At 34.1% G+C, this 5,403-nt stretch carries 7 protein-coding genes and 1 pseudogene; 6 read left to right on the top strand and 2 right to left on the bottom strand.

The features are described from left to right. Nucleotides 1-99: 99 nt before the first annotated feature. Nucleotides 100-267, top strand: a complete 168-nt coding sequence (locus HMPREF2571_RS10655) for a hypothetical protein (RefSeq protein ID WP_013991122.1) — start codon at nucleotides 100-102, stop codon at nucleotides 265-267. 346 nt (nucleotides 268-613) lie between these two features. After that, nucleotides 614-1,015 (top strand): hypothetical protein, encoded by a 402-nt coding sequence (locus HMPREF2571_RS10975; RefSeq protein ID WP_013991121.1) that lies wholly within the window; start codon nucleotides 614-616, stop codon nucleotides 1,013-1,015. An 86-nt stretch (nucleotides 1,016-1,101) separates the two neighbouring features. Here the strand turns inward: HMPREF2571_RS10975 and HMPREF2571_RS10810 are convergent, their stop codons facing one another. Further along, nucleotides 1,102-1,851 (bottom strand): sensor histidine kinase, encoded by a 750-nt coding sequence (locus tag HMPREF2571_RS10810; protein ID WP_013991120.1) that lies wholly within the window; start codon nucleotides 1,849-1,851, stop codon nucleotides 1,102-1,104. Nucleotides 1,852-2,432: 581 nt separating this feature from the next. Beyond that, nucleotides 2,433-3,173 carry a response regulator transcription factor gene (locus HMPREF2571_RS04415; protein ID WP_013991119.1) on the bottom strand — a complete coding sequence of 247 codons (741 nt, stop codon included), beginning with the start codon at nucleotides 3,171-3,173 and terminating at the stop codon, nucleotides 2,433-2,435. Nucleotides 3,174-3,431: 258 nt separating this feature from the next. Here HMPREF2571_RS04415 and HMPREF2571_RS10525 point away from each other — a divergent pair. The 4 genes and pseudogenes from HMPREF2571_RS10525 to HMPREF2571_RS04400 form a co-directional block, all read left to right on the top strand. Next, a pseudogene (locus tag HMPREF2571_RS10525) lies at nucleotides 3,432-3,497 on the top strand (ComC/BlpC family leader-containing pheromone/bacteriocin); the annotation flags it as partial. An 8-nt stretch (nucleotides 3,498-3,505) separates the two neighbouring features. Then, a complete protein-coding gene (locus tag HMPREF2571_RS04410; RefSeq protein ID WP_003094909.1) occupies nucleotides 3,506-3,898 on the top strand; it encodes a hypothetical protein in 393 nt (130 codons plus the stop codon). A gap of 469 nt (nucleotides 3,899-4,367) precedes the next feature. Continuing rightward, nucleotides 4,368-4,664, top strand: coding sequence for a bacteriocin immunity protein (locus tag HMPREF2571_RS04405; protein ID WP_013991117.1), 297 nt, complete (start codon nucleotides 4,368-4,370; stop codon nucleotides 4,662-4,664). 217 nt (nucleotides 4,665-4,881) lie between these two features. Continuing rightward, the gene (locus HMPREF2571_RS04400) at nucleotides 4,882-5,247 is read left to right on the top strand and encodes a hypothetical protein (protein WP_013991116.1); all 366 of its coding nucleotides are present in this window, start codon (nucleotides 4,882-4,884) and stop codon (nucleotides 5,245-5,247) included. The last annotated feature ends 156 nt before the right edge of the window (nucleotides 5,248-5,403 follow it).

Genomic DNA, 5,403 nt, shown 5'->3' with positions numbered 1-5,403 from the left:
CCACCCGTTCTCACGGGTGGTTTTGACTATCGGCTTCCAATCTATAATAAAATTCATAGCTTGTGCACAGATAGCTAAAAACACTTTAAGGAGAAAAGTATGTTTAAAAACTCAAAACCGTATTTACTGGCTACCATTCTCATAGGAATGGGCCTTGCTAATCTATTTAGAAGTTTGGATGCTGTTCACCATACCATTAACTTGTTTGGGCTAACCTTGCTTCTTTATAGTCTGCTTTTAAAAAAATGGGCACAGTTTAAAAAGTAACTTGTGGCCCCTTTGAACGTGAGGTGCTTGCAAATGCTTATTTTTGATGTTCCCGAAGTAAAATTATTCTTGCTAATGATAGCGGAGATTATATTATATTTGATTGCATATCTTTGTAATAGAAAAAACAAAGATATGTATATTCGCTTATTTAAAGTATCAGTACTAATGACGCTATTGTATTACATCTCCAGTAGAATTTAATCGCTAAGGGCTTATTCTCAAGCCTACTAAAGATAGCAATGTATAAACGAAATATGAAATACAGAAAGGAATATAGTTAAATGTAATAGCTTATTCAGTTTACAAGACTGACTGAGGTTATTCATAGCTTAATTGTTTTATCATGAAGTTAAAGAATATTAGTTCAAGAGTATTGCGATTTTCTAGGGTCGTCACTGCTGTACTGGCAGTTTTCCTTATAAGTACCAGTATTTCTCTCTACAAAAGCAAGACCTCTCCAGAGATTTGGTTAGCAGTCGGAGCACTAGCTTTAGTAGTCATTTTTGTTAATGGACTGCTCTACCGTTTGCTTAAGAAACGTCCAGATTCAGTAAATCCGTTAACAATACGGCAGTCCTTCATTGTCTTTCTTGTCATCTCATTTCTTGTGCTTTGTGTAGAGTTTTACACATTACTTACATTCAGTGATATCACAGACCGTATAGTACTAGCCGTATTAATGCTTTTGTTAATCCTCTGTGATTTTCTAGCTTACTTGCAAGTCAAAAACTATTTTAAACAATAAATGATTTCACTTGATTATTCTGTAGGTAATCTAGAAGATACTTTCATAAGTAGTAAGATGGAGCAACAGAAAAAGCTTGAAACTAGTCAAGCTTTTTTCGATATATTAAGTTCCTGTGTAAATGCAAAAGTCATACTTTCAGTTTTTAAAGAAATATTTTGATAGTTGTCTAATATATTCCTAACGTTGGCCAAACCTATACCGCGATGATCCCCTTTACTGGAGACACCTCTCTCAAAAAGTGATGAGATAGGAATAAATTCTTCCTGGGTTGAGTTTTGGACAATAAAGATTTGCTTATTACCATGATTGAAGTAGCCAATATGCATTTTTGGTATGTCAGACTGAATCGATGCTTCCATCGCATTGTCTAGAAAGATAGATATTACAGTAATAAAATCGACCATCTCCATACCCTCGAGTTTGATAGTTTCAGGAATATCTAAGGAGATATCAATGTTATTTTCTTCTGCCTCTAGGAACTTAGCTGCAAGTAGGCTTTTGATAGTGTTATCTTCTATGTTTATTAAGCGAGTTAAATCAAATGTTTTCGATTTTAAATGCTTATCGGAATCTTTTAGAACTGAGTCGTAGACTTCTTTTACAATAGCCATATCATTTTGATCGATACCAAGTTTGAGTGTTGTTAAAATATTGGCATAATCATGACGAAAACTTCGAACCGACTGATAGAGGTTTTCAATCTGTTTGTTATAATTCGTAAGATGCGATAGTTGAATATCTTTTTGAAAGTCCAACTGACTTTGTATTGTTGCTCGGATATTTCTATCTAAGAAGATAAGCATGATAAAGAACAAGACTAGATAAATAACCACAATTAACTTCCTGATTATCAGAGTGGATGTATGAGTAGTGTTTTCGAGGTAGACGAGATATTGCTGGGTAAATGTATAAGCAATCATAATGATATCAGCAATAATAATACTCTTTGATATGAGAGGGGCTAATCGTCCTTTTTGTATAACTCCAAAGCTTTCCTTGAATAATTTTATTAAAAGAAAGGATAGTAAAATAGTTAGGAAAGAAGATGAGACAGCTATAAGATAATTAACTTTTATTGTTTCAACACTGATTCCAAACAAAGGAAATATAAAGAAAATGATTACTCTAAAACTGATATTATTAAGAGTTGTGGGGAGAAGAGCATTGAATATTTTAAGCTTTGATTGTAAGTAGGGCTTTCGTGATATAAAAAAAGATAATAAAAGATAGAATATTTCTTCGTTAAAGTAGAATAAGAATTTCCAGGATAGACTGTTACATATTTTGGTATATGCTATGCGACAAAATAAGATAATAAGAAAATGCCCAATTGAAACTCTTTTGTTTATTAAGTAAAGAAACAGGCAAATATTGAAACATTCAGAGACAACAGTAAGCAAAAATAAAAAAATAATCATTGAAGGTTCCTTCTTTTAAAAGTATCCATCAGCATTTTAGCTTTGGTACGTGAAAAAGGACAGATACTACCATCAGTCATTTCGACTTCACGTTTTAATTTGTTGATTCTTATAATGTTGTTAGGGTTAATGAGATACGAACGATGGCAAGATACGAGTGAAGGACTAGCTTTTTCAAGGTCCTTTAGATTTGCACGAAAGGTCATTTGATTGTTTGTACCATGGAGTATCACATAATGCTTTTGCGGAGAAGTTTCAATATAGATAACTTGGTTTAAAGGGATGTGAATAGCTGTATGTTGTGTTTGAAAATCAAAAATCTCGTCATTCTCTATTCCAAGTGGTTTCATAGTTATAGCTAAAGCTCTGGTTATCTTTTTCCTAAATTCTATTTCAGAGAGACTTTTATCGATATAGTCTAGGGCAGATACTTGGTAATCAAAAACTAGTGGCATAAACTCTGAGTGGGTAGTGACAAAGATAATAGTAGCGTAGGGATTTTTTTCCCTAATGATTTTAGCAATATCGAGCCCTTTTAATTTTTCTCCCTTAATTTCGATATCAAGAAAAAAGAGCTGGTTAGAAGTTGTTGAATCAATCGCTTCTATAAATTGCTGAGGCTTATCAAAGGTGTGTACAATAGATAAGTCTTTATTGTATTTTTTTAACTCTTGAGACAATACCATCTCCAGTCGTCCTTGTTGAATGAGATTGTCCTCTAAAATATAAATTTCCAAGGGGAGCTTCCTCCATCTTTACTAGCTGTAGCTTTTCTGAAAATATTCATAAATTATGTAATAGTATATCATAATATGACTTAGTTATACAATGAGATGAAAATAAGATTAAAATATCATGTGATATTTATAGTATGAATTTACCATTCGGGACATATAGCCACTTTTTGGGACGCTAGCTCTGATAGAGACACTTGAATGCTATACTAAAGATGTAATTGAGAGATCACACGATAAAAATTTTAGGAGGTAGTTGCCATGGCAACTCAAACAATTGAAAACTTTAACACCCTCGACCTTGAAACACTTGCTAGTGTTGAAGGAGAACAACAATGACACATAGAGTTTCAAAAAGGGATATAGTGCTATTTGTCATTGCCCAAGTAGTTAGCATATCCTTACTGGTACTTTTTTTTAGTCAATTACTTCATAACTTATCATCCGTATTCCAATTGGTCTACATCGTAGCAGCCCTCTTAGTGGTTGTGGTTGATATATTGCTCATTCGAAAAATAATGACAAGAAGAGAAGAACCAACTGTGTTAAATCAATTAAAAGCTTCCCTAGCTTGTTTCTTGTTACTGACACTTAGTTGCCTTCGTTTTTTGACAACAGATTTCTATTATCAAAAAGTTATCGCTATATTTGTAGGTTTTTTTTCATTATTGGGTTTCGTACTATTTTTATGGGGCATCAAGTATATCAACCATAATATAGAGAAGTAAGTAATTGACAAAATAAGGAGTATAAGCAATGTTTACAAAATTAACTCATAACGACGGTGCAGGAGCTGGATTTGCAGGCGGTAGCACAGCATTTTGTTATGGTACAGCTGAATAATCTTCATTTGAGATAGGTGATACAAATGAAGAAATACCTAATCATTTTTTCGACTATTGCGATGATATATTTATATAGCAAAGTACTATTGTCATCAGGAAATATCTATCAACTTTTGTTAGCATCAATAGGATTCTTTTTCTTTTTATTTGGAGTCTATAGGCAGTATAGAAAGAATTAGTTAAAGCTTTTTCAATAAGACATGGACTGAATCAAAAATGATATTCAGTCTTTTTTTTTACTACTCGGGACGTATAGCCACTTTTTGGGACGCTAGCTCTGATAGAGACACTTGAATGCTATACTAAAGATGTGATTGAAAAATTAGTTGAAAGAAATAAGGAGGTTTTCTTAATGACAGGACTTAAATGGTTTGCAGGAGGCAAAGAGAGACGAGAACAAGCAGTAGCTATTATCGATGAAGTAATTGAAACTATTGGAGATAAGCCAGATTATGCTGATTTGAAGCAGGTCCTGCACTCCTACCGAACGGAACTTGCAGACTCTCGTTCAGCCACTCCCTATATCTTAAGCAGGATGTCACTGGAAATATCCGAAGTGGTCAGAAAAGACCAGCTGACCTTGTCTCCCTTTATCGAGGAGCGAATAGCAGAGTTGCGAAAATTGCTAGCGATTCGTTATGGCTATTGATGTCATTAGGGAGGATTTCTTGGTTTTAAGGTTGAGTTGTCCAGTGAGAAAAGGAAGATGGGGCAAAAAGGTTCTTTTCCAATCTGTTGAGGAGCAGAGAAAGATCCTTAAGTCCTAGTTATGATTATGCCAAGCGGACAAGTGATTGTGATGAAAGGAGAGTGCGATACCTTATCTTAACCGACTTCGTTCAGGAACGTTACGTTATTTACGACTCATGGTTGTTGCCTTTGGTTTGATAGGTGGAAATATTGGTTTAGAATTATTATATAATGGTTCTTCTTTCTTATTTTGGCTGCCTTTAGTATTGCTATCAATCTTTTTACTTGTGTTGCCCCTGTTGATTAAGCGAGAGCTTGACCGTCGTCCACTTGAAGAACGACAGTTTACTCTTAAACAAATTTACGCTGGTATGGGCTTGGCGCATTTGGCTATTATTTTAGCTGGTATTTATCGTTTGCTGACGGTGAGAGATGCCGAATGGCGTCTAATCATTATTGTTGTGATTGTTTTGGATATTTGTTTACTAGTTTTTCTGACACCTAGAGTGCTTAAAATCATTAAACAAAGTGAACGAGGTTAGAATGGCAGTTTATGATAGACACGCCTATAAAAATAGCGAGGCTGTAAGTGCTTATCTATGCTTTGGTAACTTTCTAGGTATTGTAAAAACTTTCTGTTTGAGAGAAGTGTGAGGTTTAAGTTTTATGTCTTGAATATACAATATAAGTGCACAATA

The organism is Streptococcus sp. HMSC068F04 (assembly GCF_001837455.1).
GTDB classification, from domain to species: domain Bacteria; phylum Bacillota; class Bacilli; order Lactobacillales; family Streptococcaceae; genus Streptococcus; species Streptococcus salivarius_D.
The sequence above is the reverse complement of the archived record's forward strand: the minus strand, read 5'-3'. Positions and strand labels throughout refer to the sequence as shown.

Coding starts and splice junctions, on each gene's coding strand:
- HMPREF2571_RS04410 (WP_003094909.1), top strand. CDS start 3,506: ATGACACATAGAGTTTCAAAAAGGGATATAGTGCTATTTGTCATTGCC.
- HMPREF2571_RS10975 (WP_013991121.1), top strand. CDS start 614: ATGAAGTTAAAGAATATTAGTTCAAGAGTATTGCGATTTTCTAGGGTC.
- HMPREF2571_RS04400 (WP_013991116.1), top strand. CDS start 4,882: ATGGTTGTTGCCTTTGGTTTGATAGGTGGAAATATTGGTTTAGAATTA.
- HMPREF2571_RS04405 (WP_013991117.1), top strand. CDS start 4,368: ATGACAGGACTTAAATGGTTTGCAGGAGGCAAAGAGAGACGAGAACAA.
- HMPREF2571_RS10655 (WP_013991122.1), top strand. CDS start 100: ATGTTTAAAAACTCAAAACCGTATTTACTGGCTACCATTCTCATAGGA.